This window comes from Lysinibacillus sp. NPDC058147, assembly GCF_042884205.1.
Lineage (GTDB): Bacteria > Bacillota > Bacilli > Bacillales_A > Planococcaceae > Lysinibacillus.
On sequence record NZ_JBHVUJ010000001.1, the window covers coordinates 866,767 to 887,845 of the forward strand.

The 21,079-nt window shown below is 35.4% G+C and carries 9 protein-coding genes and 1 pseudogene; 7 read left to right on the plus strand and 3 right to left on the minus strand.

Features of this window, described 5'->3' with window-relative positions:
• Positions 1-26: 26 nt before the first annotated feature.
• The 6 genes from ACFVT8_RS04165 to ACFVT8_RS04190 all read left to right on the plus strand — a co-directional run bounded on the left by ACFVT8_RS04165 (position 27) and on the right by ACFVT8_RS04190 (position 17,887).
• A complete protein-coding gene (locus tag ACFVT8_RS04165; protein ID WP_387081821.1) occupies positions 27-11,027 on the plus strand; it encodes an amino acid adenylation domain-containing protein in 11,001 nt (3,666 codons plus the stop codon).
• Between the two features lie 81 nt (positions 11,028-11,108).
• Positions 11,109-14,192, plus strand: coding sequence for a condensation domain-containing protein (locus ACFVT8_RS04170; RefSeq protein ID WP_387081820.1), 3,084 nt, complete (start codon positions 11,109-11,111; stop codon positions 14,190-14,192).
• A gap of 149 nt (positions 14,193-14,341) precedes the next feature.
• The gene (gene sbnA, locus ACFVT8_RS04175) at positions 14,342-15,301 is read left to right on the plus strand and encodes a 2,3-diaminopropionate biosynthesis protein SbnA (protein WP_387081819.1); all 960 of its coding nucleotides are present in this window, start codon (positions 14,342-14,344) and stop codon (positions 15,299-15,301) included.
• 57 nt (positions 15,302-15,358) lie between these two features.
• Positions 15,359-16,348 (plus strand): 2,3-diaminopropionate biosynthesis protein SbnB, encoded by a 990-nt coding sequence (sbnB, locus tag ACFVT8_RS04180; RefSeq protein ID WP_387081818.1) that lies wholly within the window; start codon positions 15,359-15,361, stop codon positions 16,346-16,348.
• Between the two features lie 101 nt (positions 16,349-16,449).
• Positions 16,450-17,166, plus strand: a complete 717-nt coding sequence (locus ACFVT8_RS04185; protein ID WP_387081817.1) for a thioesterase II family protein — start codon at positions 16,450-16,452, stop codon at positions 17,164-17,166.
• A gap of 25 nt (positions 17,167-17,191) precedes the next feature.
• Positions 17,192-17,887, plus strand: a complete 696-nt coding sequence (locus ACFVT8_RS04190; RefSeq protein WP_387081816.1) for a 4'-phosphopantetheinyl transferase family protein — start codon at positions 17,192-17,194, stop codon at positions 17,885-17,887.
• A gap of 76 nt (positions 17,888-17,963) precedes the next feature.
• On the opposite strand, the gene ACFVT8_RS04195 is transcribed toward ACFVT8_RS04190, so the two are convergent.
• Positions 17,964-18,089 carry an IS3 family transposase gene (locus tag ACFVT8_RS04195; RefSeq protein WP_387081815.1) on the minus strand — a complete coding sequence of 42 codons (126 nt, stop codon included), beginning with the start codon at positions 18,087-18,089 and terminating at the stop codon, positions 17,964-17,966.
• A 246-nt stretch (positions 18,090-18,335) separates the two neighbouring features.
• On the opposite strand from ACFVT8_RS04195, the pseudogene ACFVT8_RS04200 reads away from it, so the two are divergent.
• Positions 18,336-18,618: pseudogene (locus tag ACFVT8_RS04200) on the plus strand (DUF6262 family protein); the annotation flags it as partial.
• Between the two features lie 227 nt (positions 18,619-18,845).
• Here ACFVT8_RS04200 and namA read toward each other — a convergent pair.
• Positions 18,846-19,856 (minus strand): NADPH dehydrogenase NamA, encoded by a 1,011-nt coding sequence (namA, locus tag ACFVT8_RS04205; protein WP_387081814.1) that lies wholly within the window; start codon positions 19,854-19,856, stop codon positions 18,846-18,848.
• Positions 19,857-19,901: 45 nt separating this feature from the next.
• The gene (proC, locus tag ACFVT8_RS04210) at positions 19,902-20,708 is read right to left on the minus strand and encodes a pyrroline-5-carboxylate reductase (RefSeq protein WP_387081813.1); all 807 of its coding nucleotides are present in this window, start codon (positions 20,706-20,708) and stop codon (positions 19,902-19,904) included.
• Positions 20,709-21,079: the final 371 nt, after the last annotated feature.

The window sequence follows — 21,079 nt, forward strand, 5'->3', positions numbered from 1 at the left end:
ATAACAGAACAAAGGGGGAAAACTAGTTGAAAAAGGAAGATGAAAATATAAATAAACTTATTGAAAAAAGGTTAAAAAGATTGGGAGCACAAAAAAAAAATAAAATTGGTAGAAGGCCTGATAATATTGATGCTCCACTTTCTTATGCACAACACGGGGTGTGGTTTGCTAATCAAATGAATCCGGGAGATTCAACTTACAATGTTTCAAGGGTTTTTAAAGTAGAAGGCCAGCTTAATATTAAAGTGTTGGAATCATCGATACAAGAAGTTATAGATCGCCATGAAGTTCTTCGTACCTCTTTTTCTAAGGGAGAAGAACAAGAAGCTGTACAAGTAATTTCTCCTAATCTATTAATAAAAGTGAATCATCTTGATGTAAGTCATATTCATGAGGAAGAAAAGAAAATTGCTTATGCGCAAAATATATTAAAGGAAGAAGCAGATAAACCTTTTGATATAGAAAAGGGTATGCTATTTCGAGTTAATCTTCTAAAGATCAATCATTTTGAGCATTGGCTACAATTCATCGTACATCATATTATTTTTGATGGAACATCGGCTGAATTATTAGTAAAGGAAATTAGTGCTTTATATACTGAAATTCTAAATAATAAACCTTCGCCTCTTAAGCCTCTTGGAATTCAATATGGGGATTACTCTTATTGGCAGCATAATGAATTTGACAAGGCATCTTTAGAAAGACAATTGACCTACTGGGAAAAGAAATTAGAAAATGTTGAGCCTTTATTAGAACTTCCAACTGATTATAAACGACCTATGATCCGAACTTCAAATGGAGCTTTATTGAATATTAATATACCTAACACTATATATAGGTCGCTTAAAGATATAAGTATTAAAAAACAAACAAGTTTATTTATTATAATGTTGGCTGCCTTTAAGACACTTCTTTTTAGATATACATCAAGGGAGGATATCGCATTAGGGTGTCCTATTTCAAATCGTAACAGCCAGACAGATGACCTTATTGGTTTTTTCATTAACACCGTTGTCTTACGTACTAATTTTTCAAAGAATATGTCATATCAAGAGCTTCTTGATTTAGTAAAGGAAAATATGTTTGAAGCATTCTCAAATATTGAGGCGCCTTTTGAAAAAGTGGTGAAGCGTGTACAGCCAAAAAGAGATTTAAGTTATACTCCACTATTTCAAATTGAATTTCAAACGGAGGTTCCGCTCAAGTTCGAAATTTCAGATTTAACAATAAATGAATTGAAAGTAGATTTTGGTAAATCTGAATATGATATGACAATCTCAATTATTGAGGAAAATGAAAATTTAGATATTTCTTTTAGATATAACAAAGACCTCTATAGTTTAGAAACTATAAAAAGTATGGCAAACAATTTTAAAGTATTGTTAGAGGCTATTGGGAAAGATCCGAATAAAAGGTTAACTGAATATCCTTTACTAACAGAGCTGGAGAGCAAACAGCTTTTAAGAGATTGGAACGAAACAACTTTTGATTATCCAGAGGAAAAACCTCTTCATGTGCTAATAGAAGAACAGGTTGCACATTCACCAAATAATGAAGCTGTTATTTATAAAGATAAACGCCTTACCTATCATGAACTTAATCAAAAAGCTAATCAGGTGGCCCATTATTTGCGTTTAAAGGGTGTGGGGCCTGATACACCTGTAGTGGTATACATGGATAGATCATTGGAATTGGTTATCTCCCTGTTAGGAGTTTTAAAAGCTGGTGGAGCCTATTTACCAGTAGATACAGAGGCACCTAAAGAAAGGGTTTTAAAGCTTATAGAGAATTCTCGAGCGGTTGCATGTTTAACTCAAGAAAATTTAAGCGGAAATCTATCAAATATAAAAATCCCTTATATTTCAGTTGAAACTAGTTGGGGTGAATTGGGGGAATTTCCTACTAACAATCCTGAGATAAACGTGAAATCAGACAATTTAGTATCCATCTACTATACATCTGGATCTACTGGAGAACCTAAAGGGGTGGCTAATTTACACAAAGGTTGGGTAAATAGGATTTGTTGGATGCAAGACTATCATAAATTAAGTCCATCAGATACAGTTTTACAAAAAACTATATTAACTTTCGATGATTCTGCTATTGAGTTTTTCTGGCCTTTAATGATTGGTGCGCGGATCGCAGTCTTGGAGCCGGGACTTCACAGTGATGCTGAAGCAATACTAGAGGCTGCAATTCGATATAATGTTTCATTTATACAATTTGTACCAAGTGTATTAAAGTTTTTCCTAGATAGTATTAATGATCAAAATTATGAGGAATTACTACGTTTAAGGACAGTGATATCTAGTGGGGAAGCTCTGAAATCAGAACTTATTCAACTACACTTTGAGAAATTACCACATGTTAATTTATACAATCAATGGGGACCAACGGAAGTCTCTATTGATGCAACTGTTTATAAATGTTCTAAGGAGGATATTGGTAGGGATAACCTCCCTATTGGTAAACCAATCCATAATACAAAATTATATATTTTAGATGAGGAATTGCAACCTGTTCCTGTCGGAGTCATTGGAGAGATTTATTTATCTGGGGTGGGGCTTGCTAAGGGATACTTAAATGATGCTGAACGAACAAAGGAAGCATTTATCCCTGATTTATTTGATGAAGAAGATGCTTTTATGTATAAAACAGGTGATAGAGGCTATTATCAAACTGATGGAAATATAGTCTTTATAGGAAGAAAAGATGATCAAGTCAAGATAAGGGGTGTACGTATAGAGCTTGCAGAAATTGAGACAGCTCTAAATGAACATTCTTCTATTAAAGAGTCAATTGTAATTGCTCATGAAATAGCAACAGGAGATAAACGCTTAATTGCTTTTTTAGTCTCTAATGACAAGATTGAAATTTCTTTAGAAGAAATACAGAAGTTTTTAAAAGATAAACTTCCTCTGTATATGATTCCTAACCATGTATTTATGGTCGAAAAGATTCCGTTAACATCTAATGGGAAAGTTAATCGGAAGAAATTAAAAGCATCAATCGCCAATATTGTTACAGATGAAGGAAAGGGATATTTAGAACCAGTTACACCTACACAGATTAAATTAAGCCAAATTTGGTCACTTGTACTTAATAAAGAAAAAGTCGGTCTTAAAGATAACTTCTTTGAAATTGGTGGTCATTCGTTAGTAGCAGTTAAAGTTATAAATCGTATAAAACAAGTATTTAATGTAAAAATTGATCTTAAGGATATATTTACAAACGGTACTTTAGATCAATTAGCCTTACATATTGAACAATTGTATAACGAGGCGAATATCAATAATGAAGAATCAAAGATTAAGAAGTTACCGACTAAAAAGAACTATGAGTTGTCCCATGCACAAAAAAGGTTATGGTTTTTATATATTCTCAATCCGTTAAATGAATTTTATAATGTTCCTACAATAAAGGGGATTAATGGTTACTTAAACATTCAGATGTTTAGAAGATCGTTAGATAAATTAATAGCACGCCATGAAATATTAAGAACTATTTTTGTTGAAGAAGAAGGTATACCAAGACAAATTGTTAAAGAAAATAGTCCATTCCAACTTCATTATATCGATTTAACTTTAGATAACTTTGAGGTTCAAAACAGGAAAATTAGTAGTTTAATAGATAAAAATAATAAAGTTGCTTTTGACTTGTTTAAAGAACCTCCTATAAGAGCAATTCTATTTAAATGTGCTGAGAAAGAATATAGATTTTATGTTAACATGCATCATATTATTACAGACGCATGGAGTTATGATATTTTCTTCCGTGATCTGTCAGAAATCTACGAGGCGCTAATAAGAAATGAAGAGCCAAGCCTAACTCCTCTCCCTATCCGCTATGTCGATTATGCAGATTGGCAGAATCAAGAGATCAAAAAAGGGATGTGGGGGAAACAAGAAGACTATTGGTTGGATAAGCTGAAAAAGCCTTTGCCAGTTTTAGAACTGCCAACTGACAAAGTACGTCCTGAAGAAATGAGTCTTAGCGGGTCAGTAATACGTTCTAAAGTCTCCGAAGATTTGACTAAACAGCTTCAGGCTCTGGCGAACAAAGAAAATGGTTCACTATATATGCTCCTGTTTGCTGCTTATAATATGTTACTGCATGTATTGACGGAAGATCAGGATATTATTGTGGGATCTCCGGTTACCGGTCGATCTGTAGAGACACTAGAAGATATGATTGGATTTTTTGTAAATACACTTCCAATTCGAGTTCGATTTGATAAAGTGAACACACTTAGGGATCTTCTGCAGGAGGTAAAACAAGAAATCTTCAGCGCGTATGAATATCAAGATTACCCATTTGACTTATTGGTGGAGAAGGTAAACCCTCAGCGAGATTCTAGTCGATCCCCGTTGTTTGCAACTATATTCTCCTACAACGATAAAAATGGAAGAGAGGATAAACAGTCGGGGTTAAATTTCGAAGCCGTGAATGAAGAAGTTTCCCATACTACTTCAAAAATGGATCTTACCCTGTTTGCAACGAATACTCCAGAGGGAATTAAGCTTTCTTATGAATACAGTACGGACTTGTTTTTAGAGAAGACCATCGAACGATTCGACGAAATGTATCAGAAGATATTGGTGGCCTTAGTAAACCAATTTGATGAGCCGATTAGGAATCTTGATTTACTACCAGAGGTAGACCAGCTGTTGCATAGGCAGTTAAATGATACAACGATTCCATTTGATTTAGAAAAAACCATTCCGGAACTGTTTTACAAACAGGCCGATAGCTGTGCCAATCGGATAGCATTATCTGATGTGCAGAACAGCTTTACGTATAGAGAGCTTAACGAACGAAGCAATCAGCTTGCCCATTTCTTACGGGAAAAGGGTGTGGGACCTAACCAGCCAGTGGGTATTATGATGGATCGAGGGGCAGAAGTTATTGTTACCATGCTTGGAATACTGAAAGCGGGTGGGGCATATGTGCCGATTGATCCTGTTTATCCGGAAGAACGTATCCAATATATGTTGAAGGACAGTGGCATAAGATTATTGCTCACTCAAAAACATTTAAAGAGCAATTTAGTTCACAATCTTGAGGCCGTCACATTGGGAGATATCCCGGATAAAACAAGTATTGATAATCTTCCAATTTACAATACTTCGGATGATTTAGCCTATGTAATCTATACGTCGGGTTCCACAGGCCAGCCAAAAGGTGCAATGTTAAGGCATATGGGTGTCGTGAATCTGGTAGAAGATTGGAAATTCAGATATAACGATTTTGTGGACCAGGAAATAGTTTTACAGTTTTCTTCTCACAGTTTTGATGGTTCCGTATGGGAAATCTGGCAGACTATCTTATGCGGATCCCATCTGCATATCTTATCTGATGAAGAGAGGCAATCCATTGATAAATTTGCGGATGTTGTTCAGCAAATGAATGCTTCGATAATTTTCATGCCGACGGCACTCTTCCATCAATTTGCGAAATTATTGCCAGAAAGTGACTTAGGCAAATTGTCAACGATGAAGCGAATGGTGGTAGGAGGAGAGGCATTAAACTCAGAGTTAGTACGCGAATGGTGGCGCCGAGGAGGGCATATCGAAATCGTTAATATGTACGGGCCGACTGAAGCCACTGTCTTTGTAGCTACACAGTTAGTAAATGAACTTGGGGATAGCCAATCTAACATTCCAATTGGAAAAGCGATAAGCAATGTAAAACTTCATATTTTAAATCAGTATATGAATCCTTGTCCAATAAATACACCGGGGGAATTATACATCGAAAGTGAAGCAAACCTGGGGAGGGGCTATCTAAACAAGCCAGAGAAAACAAAGGAATCGTTTATTCAGCATCCGTATTATCCAGAAAAGCAACTGTATAAAACAGGTGACATTGTCCGTTTAACATCTGCGGGGACCATTGAATATGTAGGAAGAAAAGATGGCCAAGTCAAGGTACGGGGATATCGAATTGAGATTGGTGAAATTGAGTCACACCTTCTGGAACATCAGGATATTCATATGGTAGCTGTGATACCTAAAAAAGAAAACGAAATTGTAACATTAATTGCTTACTATACAACAACAGGAGAGGACTTTAGTGAAAAAGATATCCGCTCTTACTTTGTAGACAAGTTACCTACTTATATGTTACCTGCAAAATTTATAAAATTAGAAAAAATGCCGCTTTCAGGAAGTGGGAAAGTGGACCGAAAGATGTTGGAGAAGTATGAATCCCAAAATAAGAAGATAAATCAGGAAGTTACAAAACCTTTAACTTCTACTCAATCTAAATTAGTGAAAATTTGGGAGGATATTCTCCAAAGAAACACAATTGAACTTTCCGATTCCTTCTTTGATTTAGGAGGGCACTCTTTATTAGGAATACAGCTACTTAATCGTGTAAATAACACATTTAAAATAATTTTTAGTATGAAAGACGTATACCAATATCCTACTTTAAAGGAAATGTCCGAACGGATAGAACAATTACTCAGTAAGTTATCCATATATGGATATGGTGAGAGGAAAATCAACAGGTTATTAGAACAAGATAGATATGAGCTATCACACTCACAAAAACGTTTATGGTTCCTTTATAAATTGTTTGCGGATAACAGAAGCTATGACGTAGCTGCCATGTACACATTTAAAGGAACTCTTGATGTACCAAAATTTGAGCAAGCTTTTAAACAAGTTATAAATCGTCATGATTCTTTACGAACTTCTTTTACTGATGTGGATGGACAACCATACCAATCAATTAAGTTAAGGATAGATTTTTCATTAGAATATCGGGATTTAAGTGGAATGGCTTCTAATGATCAGAAAGAATATATAAATTTAAAAACTCGAGATGTTAACGCAGAACCATTTGATTTAGCAAAAGCTCCTTTACTTCGTGCAATTCTTTATAAATGTAGTAAAGAGGATTACAAACTTTACCTTAACATGCATCATATTATTACAGACGCATGGAGTTATAATATTTTCTTCCGTGATCTGTCAGAAATCTACGAGGCGCTAATAAGAAATGAAGCGCCAAGCCTAGCTCCTCTCCCTATCCGCTATGTCGATTATGCAGATTGGCAGAATCAAGAGATCAAAAAAGGGTTGTGGGGGAAACAAGAAGACTATTGGTTGGATAAGCTGAAAAAGCCTTTGCCAGTTTTAGAACTGCCAACTGACAAAGTTCGTCCTGAAGAAATGAGTCTTAGCGGGTCAGTAGTACGTTCCAAAGTCTCCAAAGATTTGACTAAACAGCTTCGGGCTCTGGCGAACAAAGAAGATGGATCACTATATATGCTCCTGTTTGCTGCTTATAATATGTTACTGCATGTATTGACGGAAGATCAGGATATTATTGTGGGATCACCGGTTACCGGTCGATCTGTAGAGACACTAGAAGATATGATTGGATTTTTTGTAAATACACTTCCAATTCGAGTTCGATTTGATAAAGTGAACACACTTAGGGATCTTCTGCAGGAGGTAAAACAAGAAATCTTCAGCGCGTATGAACATCAAGATTACCCATTTGACTTATTGGTGGAGAAGGTAAACCCTCAGCGTGATTCTAGTCGATCTCCTTTGTTTGCAACTTTATTCTCCTATCACGATAAAAATGGAAGAGAGGATAAACAGTCGGGGTTAAATTTCGAAGCCGTGGATGAAGAAGTTTCCCATACTACTTCAAAAATGGATCTTAGCCTATTCGCAACGAATACTCCAGAAGGAATTAAGCTTTCTTATGAATACAGTACGGACTTGTTTTTAGAGAAGACCATCGAACGATTCGACGAAATGTATCAGAATATATTGATGGCCTTAGTAAACCAATTTGATGAGCCGATTAGGAATCTTGATTTACTACCAGAGGTAGACCAGCTGTTGCATAGGCAGTTAAATGATACAACGATTCCATTTGATTTAGAAAAAACCATCCCGGAACTGTTTTACAAACAGGCCGATAGCTGTGCCAATCGGATAGCATTATCTGATGTGCAGAACAGCTTTACGTATAGAGAGCTTAACGAACGAAGCAATCAGCTTGCCCATTTCTTACGGGAAAAGGGTGTGGGACCTAACCAGCCAGTGGGTATTATGATGGATCGAGGGGCAGAAGTTATTGTTACCATGCTTGGAATACTGAAAGCGGGTGGGGCATATGTGCCGATTGATCCTGTTTATCCGAAAGAACGTATCCAATATATGTTGAAGGACAGTGGCATAAGATTATTGCTCACTCAAAAACATTTAAAGAGCAATTTAGTTCACAATCTTGAGGCTGTCACATTGGGAGATATTCCGGATAAAACAAGTATTGATAATCTTCCAATTTACAATACTTCGGATGATTTAGCCTATGTAATCTATACGTCGGGTTCCACAGGCCAGCCAAAAGGTGCAATGTTAAGGCATATGGGTGTTGTGAATCTGGTAGAAGATTGGAAATACAGATATAACGATTTTGTGGACCAAGAAATAGTTTTACAGTTTTCTTCTCACAGTTTTGATGTTTCCGTATGGGAAATCTGGCAGACTATCTTATGCGGATCCCATCTGCATATCTTGTCTGATGAAGAAAGGCAATCCATTGATAAATTTGCGGATGTTGTCCAGCAATTGAAAGCTACCATGACTTTGATGCCGACGTCACTCTTCCATCAATTTGCGAAATTACTGCCAGAAAGTGACTTAGGCAAATTGTCAACGATGAAGCGAATTGTTGTCGGAGGAGAGGCGTTAAAATCAGAGTTTGTACGCGAATGGTGGCGTCGAGGAGGGCATATCGAAATCGTTAATGTGTACGGGCCGACTGAAGCTACTGTCTTTGTAGCTACACAGTTAGTAAATGAACTTGAGGATAGCCAATCTAACATTCCAATTGGAAAAGCGATAAGCAATGTAAAACTTCATGTTTTAAATCAGTATATGAATCCTTGTCCAATAAATACACCGGGGGAATTATATATCGAAAGTGAAGCAAATCTGGGAAGGGGCTATCTAAACAAGCCAGAGAAAACAAAGGAAGCGTTTATTCAGCATCCGTATTATCCAGAAAAGCAACTGTATAAAACAGGCGACATTGTCCGTTTAACATCTGCGGGGACCATTGAATATGTAGGAAGAAAAGATGGCCAAATCAAGGTACGGGGATATCGAATTGAGATTGGTGAAATTGAGTCTCATCTTCTGGAACATCAAGATATTCATATGGTAGCTGTTGTTGTTACACAAGACTCCATAGGTAATAACAAGTTAGTTGCCTATTACACAAGCACCGGCAATTATATAGATGGGAAGGAAATGCGTCAATTTATAAAAAGAAAGGTACCGGCTTATTTAATACCATCTGATTTTATACCATTGAATAAAATGCCATTTTTACCAAGTGGGAAAATTGATCGCCATAAGCTTATTAAACAGGAATTTGAAAGAAAAGCTCCTATTCAATTAAATAATGGCAATTCCACTTTAAATCAATTAGAGGAGATATTACTTAATATTTGGGCTGAAGTCCTAGGAATAGACCCTGAAGGGATTAATATAAATGACAACTTCTTTGATTTAGGTGGCAATTCTTTATTATTAATGAAAATGAAAGAATCTATTAAAAAGAAGATGGAAGTTAATGTATTAGTAACTGATCTTTTTAAATACACAACTATTTCATCTATAGCTCAAGCTATTGGACAAATTACTAATACAAAAATTGCTCTATCTAGCCAAAAAGAACAAAAACCAACTTCTAAAACTGAGTCAATTGCAATCATTGGTATTGGATTGCGCTTCCCAGAGTCTAAAAACACTTATGAGTTTTGGTCAAATTTAACTAAAGGCAATGAGCTAGTTAAGGATATTCCTTTAGAAGAGCTCCCATACTCATTAGAGTCTCTTGATTCAGATATTTTAGAACGTTTAGTACTTAGGGGTGGATATTTAGAAGAAATAGATATGTTTGATCCTGATTTCTTCCAAATGTCGCATAAAGAAGCCAGTGATCTAGATCCACAACAGCGCTTTTTCTTACTTTGTGCGTGGGAGGCTATCGAAAATGCTGGATACAATTTAGAAGAAATTGGCGCGGGGACTTCTGTCTATGCAGGAATTTCAGAGACTAAATATTCGCCACGGGGTTCGAGAAATAGTGACGAAGAGGCATCTAATGAATTTCAATCGGATATTTCAACACTAAAAAAATTCGTTGCAACACGTACTTCATACAAGCTAAACCTAAAAGGAGAGAGTGTTGTAGTTGATACAGCTTGTTCTACTTCATTAGTAGCGGTTCATATGGCATGTCAAAGCCTCTTAAGCGGACAATCTGATTATGCACTTGCTGGTGGAGCTTGTGTACAGGTACCAGAAAAAGAAGGATATGTTTATGAGCCAGGATTTATTCTTTCACCTGATGGTAAGTGTAGACCTTTTGATGAATCCGCAAACGGAACAGTTGGTGGAAATGGAGTTGGTGTAATTTTATTAAAACGTCTTTCTGATGCTCAAAGAGATAATGATCCAATCTATGCAATAATTAAAGGCTCAGCAATCAATAACGATGGGAATGAAAAGATAGGGTATACAGCTCCAAGCCCTCAAGGAGTTGCAGATGTAATTCGAAAGGCACAAGCAGCATCGAATGTTGACCCCTCTTCAATTAGCTATATAGAAGCGCATGGAACGGGAACATATCTTGGTGACCCTATTGAAGTTTCAGCTTTAAAAGAAGCTTTTTCTAATGTACAGGAAACAGCTTCCTGTGCTCTTGGTTCTGTTAAAGGAAATATTGGTCACACTGATTCAGCTGCGGGGATTGCGGGTTTAATAAAAACAGCCCTTTGCTTGAAATATGACAAGCTAGTTCCAAGTATTAACTTCGAAAAGCCAAATCCTGACTGTGGCCTTAAAGATAGTCCGTTTTATGTAAATACAGAATTAAAAGCTTGGGATCGTAAGAACGGTATCCCACGTCGTGCTGGAGTTAGTTCCTTAGGAATTGGAGGTACAAATGCGCACGTTATTTTAGAAGAACCTCCATTAACTGATTCCTAAATTTATTTAAGAGATTACCATGCCAAAAGTAAAATCTTTTGGCATGGTAAAGTTTACAAAAAAACATTTAAGGATGATTTTATGAATCAAAAAAATTCTATTGGGATCGAAGAACGTTCACATCATCTGTTTACTTTATCTGCTAAAAGTCAAAAAGCACTACAAAATGCTGTAATGAACCTTGGTAGGCATTTAGATTTAGAACCAAAACAAAATTTGGGGGATCTAGCTTTTACACTTCACGTTGGTCGAGTAACTTTTGATCATTGTCTCACAATTGTTGCTGAAAATAAGGAGAGATTAAAGGAAATTTGTCATCAATTAGGTAATAGCTCAACATCAGATTTCCAGTATTATGCTAATTATGGACAAAAAATGAATAAGAAACACAAAATAGTATTTCTTTTCAGTGGGCAAGGTTCACACTATAGTGGGATGGGATATGAACTCTATAAAAGTTCTCCTTTCATAAGAGAGATATTTGAAGAATGTTTTGATATTTTAAAACCTTACTATCCAATCCATTTCTCAGAGTACATGTTCAATTCTGATTACAAATCAAACTTAGACCATATTAACATCAGCTCATTAGCTATGTTTATAGTCGAATATGCTTTAGCAAAAAGTTGGATATCTTGGGGAGTTAGACCCGATTATGTTATAGGTCATAGTCTTGGCGAATACACGGCAGCTTGTATAGCAGGTGGCCTATCTCTTAAAGACGCACTCCTAATGTTAGTTAAACGAGGATATTTAATGGAAGAAAAGACTGAGAGTGGTGCATTACTATCTGTAAATAGTCCATTAGAGATTATAAATAACTATTTGCTTCAATATAATAGTGAACTTACTATCGCAACAATTAATGGTCCTCAACAATTTGTAATCGGTGGTAAGAGACCATTAATTGAAGAGTTAAAGCAACAATTAGAAAATGATGGAATAATAAATAAACTACTGCCAATATCTACAGCATCACATTCCATATTAATGGAACCAATCTTAGATACCTATCATAAATATATGAATGATAATATAACTTTTACACCTCTGCAAATACCTTTAGTATCGAACCTTACAGGAAACATTATGATGAATCAAGTGCTTGACGCAGACTATTGGTGTAAACATTTAAGGGAGACTGTTCATTTCGCTTCCGGAATTGAAACTCTGATCTCAGAAGAAATGGATATCTTTTTAGAAATTGGTCCTCATCCAGTGTTAAAAACTTTTGTAGAATCTATGGTTACGGATGACAGCCAAATTATATTATCTTCAATGAATCGTAAAGAGCCAGCATGGAAAACTGTTCAGGAAAGCTTGGGAAAAATATGGAGTACTGGTGTAATTGTAAACTGGAGAGAATTCGATAAGCAATTTGCACGTAAACGTGTACATGCCCCAACCTATTCTTTTGATTTAGTTTCTTGTTGGAGTAATTGTGATCAAGCTTCCATGTTTAGTAGAGAAGGGGGATCAACAAATAATCAAGCAGATAACAATGATAAGAAAAATTCTAATAGGATTACAACGGTTAGTGTAGATAGTAAAACAACTGAAGAGTGGTTAAAGATTATTTGGAGGGAAGTACTTGGAGTCGAAAACGTCTCTTTTGATAACGATTTCTTACAACTGGGTGGAGAATCATTACATCTTATTCAAGTACAATCACGCATTAGGAAAATATTTAAAGTAACTATTCACCTAAAGGACTTATTCAAAAATACGAGATTTAAAGATTTAACTGAACATATTAATATGTTATTAAAGCAAAGTGAAAAAGATTCAACACAAAGTAATTCAATCTCTAATACCAATACTTTCACGTCCGGTAACGTTCCGATTTCTCACATCCAAAAAATGGCGTTTGGAATGTCAGAATATGATCCGGAATTCTTTTTCTTACCTATTTGTCTACAAACAAGTAAGCAAATCAATCCTAATTTGCTTCAAAAAACTATAGAGATACTCCATAAACATCATGACATGTTACGTGCTACCTATCTAAATAAAGACAATGAATTTATACAAGTAATTAAACCGTCTGAAAACATAAAGATCAATTTTGAGCAATACGATTTAACAGCATATAAAAATGAGGAAGAAAAGAAAACTGCTTTTAAGGATATACAATTAAGTTTAGCGAAAAAGACTAAGTTTACAAATGGATTAATGAACAGAGCTGCATTAATTAGATGGGAACACAACACTTATAAAGTACTATGGATTGTATCTCATCTTTATTCTGATAACATTAGTAACCGCATATTACAGCAAGACTTAATTGAAACATACGAGCTTTTAGAAAAAGGATTAGAGCCTAACTTTGATAAAGGAACAACATACAAAGAATGGGTAGAAAATTGCCGGGATTTTATCAAATCAGAAAAAGTATCGAGTGCTCGGGGATATTGGGCTAATACTTTAAATGAAATTAGTGGATATAGAATAAATGTTGATAAATCATCATGTAGTAACACTTATAAAGACATTAAAACAGTTAGTCTTACTTTAAGTAGAGAAGTTACACGAAGTTTGCGTACATCTTTAACTACTTTCTATAAAACAAATTTAAAGGAGATCCTATTTACGTTCGTTTCACGTTCTTTAGCTAAATGGCTGAGGAAAGAGAAGGTAATCTTCAGCGTCAATGGCCATGGACGAGATTTATTAGATTCTGATTTAGATTTAAGTCGAACAATCGGCTACTTTGTGAATAATTTCCCTTTTGTTGTGGAAGTTACAGAAGAGGAATCTTTTGGTACAACCAATAATTTAATAAAAAATCATCTTAATAGTATGCCTCATAGAGGTAATTCATTTAATATACTTCGGTATTTAGATGAAAATCAAGATAGCCGTGAAGCGTTTCACAACTATCAAACACCAGAGATTCTATTAAATTATCATGGTGTATTAGACAATGATATAAATGAATGGACAGATTGGCATCCAGTCAAAACAACTTTTCTAGAACAACCGATAACCAGAGAAGTACCATATAAGCTTATTATATTAAGCTATATTAAAGATGGTCAGTTATCTCTTTACTTCAATTATGCTGGGAATTATTTTGATGATACTAGTATAAACAGACTTAAAAACACATTCTATAAAGAAATTAATACCGTTACCAGAGGTCTTGTAAATCTACAAACAACTTAGCTATGAGAGCTTTATTGTATGGTTTTTATTTTCCCATTATAGCTTCAAAATTTAACTACCCATCTTCATTATTATTCAAGGGTCGTTTGCTGCTCTTGATAAATTTGTATTTTAATCGTTTACAATCATAAAGAAAGGTGTCTTGAGACATGCTAAAAAAATTAAAAGAATTAGAACCTTATATCGGGAACACCCCTATTGTAAAACTTGAAAATGATTACATTAATTTATTTGCTAAGTTAGAGTACCATAATTTAATGAATAATATCAAAGCGCGAACAGCCTATAATATACTGAAATCTGCTATTGAAAGGGGAGATATTACTGAGCAATCAACTGTAATTGAATCATCCTCAGGTAACCTAGCAGTATCCCTAGCTATATTATGTAAAAAAATAGGGATAAGGTTTATCCCGGTGATTGATTCTAATATAAATCCAGCATATGAAAATATTTTAAGAATACTTTCACATCAAGTAGTAAAGATTACAAATCGAGATGAGACTGGGGGGTTTTTGATTTCTAGACTTGAAAAAGTCCAGGAGTTATGTAAGGAAATCTCCACTTCATATTGGACTAACCAATATGAAAATGATGATAACTTTTTGGCTCACTACGAAGGTACAGGTAAGGAGTTAGCTGATTATTTTAATAGACTTGACTATGCCTTTATCGGTGTAGGCACTGGTGGAACAATATCTGGTATTTCTCAACGCTTAAAAAAGACTTTTCCTCAAATTAAAGTAATAGCTGTTGATAGTGAAGGGTCCTTGATATTTCAGAATGTTCCGAGGAAAAGATATTTACCGGGAATTGGTTCAAGTATAAAACCTTCCATACTTAAACATGCATTAATTGATGATGTTATACATGTAGAAGAAGTTAGAGCAATTGAAGGTTGCCACGAATTATTAAACAAACACTCTATATTTGCAGGAGCCTCATCGGGAAGTGTATATTTTGCAGTTCAAGAATATTTCCAAAAGGTTCATTTTTCAACGAAACCAAATGTAGTCTTTCTTTGTCCAGATAGTGGTATGCCATATACAGATACAGTTTATAATCAGGAGTGGGTCAATTGGTTAAAAATACAACTTCAACATTTATAATAGAGTCTTTCATGGTAAAGCTATAAGAGCAACTATATATAAAGGATGTGGATAAAAATGTTGTACTTAAATACGCAAGACATTGAAACTTTGGGCATTGACTGGAACAAAACAATAGAAGTAATTGAGCAAGCAGTGCATGCTTTGCAAGTAGGAGATTTCGATCAACCCATTAAACCTTATTTACGTTACAATGATTTCAATAATAGAATTATAGCTATGCCAGCCTATATTGGTGGTACTACAAATTTTGCCGGTATTAAATGGATCTCAAGTTTTCCGAATAATATACATCAAGGTATGAAGCGTGCTCATTCTGTTACAATTTTAAACCACTCCGAAACGGGAAAGCCTTTGGCATTCTTTAACACCGCTTTGATAAGTGGTGTAAGAACAGCTTCTGTATCGGGACTAATGATTAAATATTTCGATAAATCACGACTTCTTCAAGATATTACTGTAGGAATCATAGGTTTTGGTCCAATAGGTCAACTACACTTAAACATGATCAATTCACTTTTAGGGGATAGGATTTCCGAAATTATTCTATATGATATTGGGGGTATAAAATCTGAATTAATTCCAGGCGAACTCAAAGATCGCGTAATTATTGCTGAATCATGGGAGGAAGCCTATTCTAATGCCGATATCTTTATTACTTGTACAGTCTCTTCAAGTAGATATGTAGACAAAGAACCAAAGAGAAACTCTCTTTTACTGAATGTATCTCTACGTGACTTTCAACCTAGTATACTAAATTACACAAATTCTATAATAGTAGATGAATGGGAAGAAGTATGTAGAGAAAATACAGATATAGAATTAATGTATAAAACAAGAGGATTACAAAAGGAGAATACTTATTCTATTATAGATGTAGTTTGTAACAATCAGATGGAGAGGTTACCTTTAAAAGAAGCTATTATGTTTAACCCAATGGGAATGGCAATTTTTGATATAGCAATAGCTGCTTTTTATTATAAAGATGCTATGTCTAATGGGGTTGGAACTATTCTTGAGGAAGATAGCTTAACTCTTTTGCCTTAAACGATAGTACTTTGAATTCAATTAAAATGTTTAAACGTTATAATTTGACCAAGTAAATAAATTTATTAGGTATAGAGATATAAAGGAGAACCTTTCATAAAATGATTGAAACATTAAAATTGCTTAAAGCTACCCAAGGAACTAAAACACTAATTTGCTTTCCGTTTGCTGGAGGATATTCTCCATCTTATCGCCCACTTTCTCAAGCCATTGAATCTAATTGGGATATTTTTGCCGTTGAACCTCCGGGACATGGAACTAATACTTCTCCATTGATTAATAATATTATTAAGCAAGTTGAACTGTACGAAGAGATTTTATTAGAGCGTTTCAGCAACCAATCCTTTGCATTATTCGGTCACAGTATGGGGGGAATAATTGTTTATGAACTAACCCAAAGGCTAGAGAAGAGAGGAGTATATCCTGAAGTCATATTTATTTCAGGCATAGCACCTCCACATTATAAAAAAAGAAAGGTTTCACACTTAAATGATGACGAATTGCTAGAGTACATCGAATCACTTGGTGGCCTTAGTCAAGAGATACTACAAGAAAAAGAATTATTAGAATATTTTTTGCCAGTTTTTCGTAATGATTTTTTTGCAGTGGAAAGTCATGTATATGATTGCTCTAGAACTATTGAAACACCTACCCATATCTTTAGTGGAGAGAACGATTCATTTGCTACCCCTAAGATAATGAAGGAATGGGGAAAGTATTTCGAAAATTCAACTTTCCATGACTTTGACGGTGGACATATGTTTCCTCTTACTAATACCACTAGGGTAGGAAGTATTCTAAACAAGTGTCTAATGTAAGTCACATTTAATTCTGGTGAACAGTATGGACATGATTAAAGTATATTGGCTCTCAATACCCAAAAGTCTAAAGCTAGAGGACATTAGCTCTTGTGTAAAATTTTTAGATTTAGAAGAGCAGACAACCTATAAAAGTTACAAAGTAGATTTTAAAAAAAAGGAATTTCTAATTGGCCGTCTTTTGTTAAAATATATTATTAGTAAACATTTAAACCTGGATTTGTCAGATATAGCATTTCAAAAAAAACAATATGGAAAGCTGTATTTAAAAAATGTGAGAGGAGAAGAAACTACCAACTTAGATTTTAATTTAACACATTCAGAAGGGATTGTTGCTTGCGCTCTAGCTAATCGAGTAGTTGGGATAGATGTAGAATATATGAAAGAGATTCATCTTGATATAATAAAACAAGTACTTAGTAATGACGAAATGCTATTTTTACAAGCTTATCCAAAAGAAATGTGGAAAAAGCTCTTTTATCAAATATGGACAAGGAAAGAAGCATATTTAAAGGCTATAGGAACTGGTTTTATTTTGGAACCTAATACGCTTAATATTCCAATTAATGATAACTTAGATAGCGCAGGTTGGGGATATTCTACAACAATTATAAGAGATAATTACCTTTTATCTGTTGTAACAACTGAGAATCAGGGGGCGTACTCTAGTCTAGAAGTTCAAGAATTAAACATATATGACTTGCTAACAAGTATAGAGTAGTAAATTAGGAACAAATTTTTCAACAAAAGATAATTTAATACTAAAAAGAAGCCATCTCAAAAATAAAGTGTATCCTTTATAAAGGACATGTTGAAAAAAGCTTGGCCACTTGTAGAAGCTGCTGTCTGTATTTTGCAGGCGGCAGTTTTTTTAAACCCCATTGCACTCGAAAATGGTTGTAGTAAATTATATAACTCTTCACTTCTCGTATTACATCTTGGAACGTTTCATATTTATGGAATTTGTTTCATCTTTAAAATGCCAAAAAAGGCTTCTTGAGGTGGCATTATCTCAACAGTTTCCTCTGCGAGACATCGATTGCCCTAATCTTTTGGAACTGCGGAATCGTATACCTAATATGCTTTAAAACCAATGGTTTTTCCTTTGTAATGTGTGCAAGTTGCTTTTTTATACTGAACCTTAATCGTTTTGTAGTAAAGATATGCCAATACGGGCTAACGAGAATATTAATTTTAACAGTGTTTTTAGTGAAGCTGGAGTGTCGAAAGTAACACTATACAACCAAAAAATATTCGTGAAAGAATTGAAACTTAAAGGCAGCATCAAGCACAAGTATCCACACCTAAACAAGTGAAGCGAGAAAAGAATGAAAAAATAAAGACGCCCTTATTGGATCTCTAAAAAGAAAAGTTAGGAAATTGGAGAGTGAAAATAAAGAACTGAGAGAGCAATTGAAATTTTCTTATGCAGAGGTGTATAAAAAGTTATGATGGAGAACAACAATTGTTGGTTTAAAATAAAGATTAATGATTTAAAACAAGGTCCGATCATTTATAAAAAAGATTGATTATTATGTCATAAAAAGATTGATTAAAAATTGCCGAAATCCTCAGTTTTGAGATAAAAATAAACCTCGTATTTGAACAAAGTTTGATCAAAATACGAGGTTTTACCTGTTTATCGGGCATTCTTTTTTAGAGCCACTATACCGTTATTTTTACCAACCTCGCACGTATTGCACTGGAGGTTTAATTTCTTCTCCCAATTCCTTGGCAGCATGAAGTGGCCAGTATGGCTCGCGCAGAAGGACACGCGCTAGGAAGATTAAGTCAGCACGATTATTTTGCAAAATTTCTTCTGCTTGAATGGCTGTCGTAATAAGGCCGACCGCTCCTGTTGGAAGATCAGCACCATGCTTAATCGCTTCAGCATGAGTCACTTGGTAGCCTGGGAAAACATTAATATGTGCTTGCACGACACCACCTGTAGAAACATCCACTAAATCGATACCTTGTGATTTCATCCAACGACTGAAGACGATAAAATCATCCATTGTTGTACCATCTTCTGCATAGTCTTCAGCGGAAACACGCACAAGTAAAGGGCCTTCCCAAACACTACGAATAGCATCGATGACTTGACGTAATAATCGATAACGATTTTCTTGAGAGCCACCGTATTGGTCATTGCGTTTATTCGTGGCTGGTGATAAAAATTCGCTAATTAAATAGCCATGTGCTCCGTGGATTTCAAGAACATCAAAGCCTGCTTTAGCTGCACGAACAGCGGCTTGTTTAAATGCTTCTACAACATATTCAATATCTTCTAATGTCATTTCAGTTGGCGTTTTATAAGCATCGCTAAAGGCAATTGCTGATGGCGCAAATATTTCTCCATCTACAGTTGCTTTACGTCCAGCGTGTGCCAGCTGTATCCCGGTTTTTGCTCCGTATGCTTTCATTCCTTGAACTAATTGACTTAAACCTTCGATATGAGCGTCATCCCAAATGCCAAGATCGTTACTAGATATACGACCCTCTGGTACGACACCTGTAGCTTCGACAATGATTAAGCCAACTTGACCAGCAGCTCGCGTTGCATAATGAACTTGGTGGAATGGGGTAACAAGCCCATCATCCTGCGCTGAGTACATACACATCGGTGCCATCACAACACGATTTTTTAAAGTAATATTTTGTAATTGATAAGGTTCAAATAATTTAGCCAATTTAAAGCCCCCTAATCCCTAGTGATACACTTTATTTTGCACACATTATTTACTATTTGCAAGTGATCGAGATCGAGCTTCAGCTTCTTTAATGCATGCTTCAATGGCTTCATTAAATTGATATTGTTCAAGAGCCTTAATTCCAGCTTCTGTTGTACCACCAGGACTTGTGACTTTACGGCGCAATACATCAGGTTCGTCAACGGACTGCTTCAACATTTCCGCAGTACCAGCAAGTGTTTGCGTCATTAATAGTCGTACTGTATCCTTCGAGAGGCCGACCTTTGTACCAACCCGTTCAAAAGCCTCCATTAAATAATAAATATAAGCTGGCCCACTCCCTGAAAGAGCCGTTACAGCATGTAATTGATCCTCATCCACCTCAATAACTGAACCAACCGCCTCTAAAAGCTGTAAGAAAATGGAGCGCTGCTCTGCTGTCACTTTATCATTAAAGGCAATCCCACTTGCTGACATCCCAATAGTGGCAGAAGTGTTAGGCATAACGCGTGCAACTGGACGAGCACCTAAATGTTCTGTAATAGTGGAAATAGCAATACCAGCTAAAATAGAAAGAACGGCTGATTGCTCTGTAATTTTAGGCTTTAGCTCATTCATGGCTACAATCGCATCCTTAGGTTTCATAGCTAAAATGATTAAATCAGCATGCTGATAAATATCATCATCAAAATTGCCATTTACACCATATGTGTTGTGTAAAAAATGTAAGCGTTCTTTGTCTGAGCGATTGGTGACGTAAATTTCTTGTGCTGTAAATACCTTTTGTTTAATCCAGCCCTGAATCAATGCCTCTGCCATCGAGCCTGCACCAATAAATAGTATTTTTTTCATGATAAAACCTCCAGTTCAAATTCAATTTCGCTTGCCGTAATCGTAGCTGACGTTTCGCTTTCGCTACAGAAAACATTTGTAGCTGACGCTTCGCTTTCGCTACAGAAAACATTTGTAGCTGACGCTACAGAAAACATTTGTAGCTGACGCTACAGAAAGCATTTGCTGAATGAAGATAAAAAAAGCGCTCTCGTCCTTATAAAGAAGGACGAAAACGCTGTTGTTTCCGCGGTACCACCTTTGTTTGCCAATTGGCACAACTCATAGCCCTTTTATCGCAAGGGGAACGGTTATGTTTTCATAACTGCTCTGAAGTAGGTTCTGTAATGGGAGCGGGTGATGTCACTTTCAGCAAATGTAACACTCTCTAA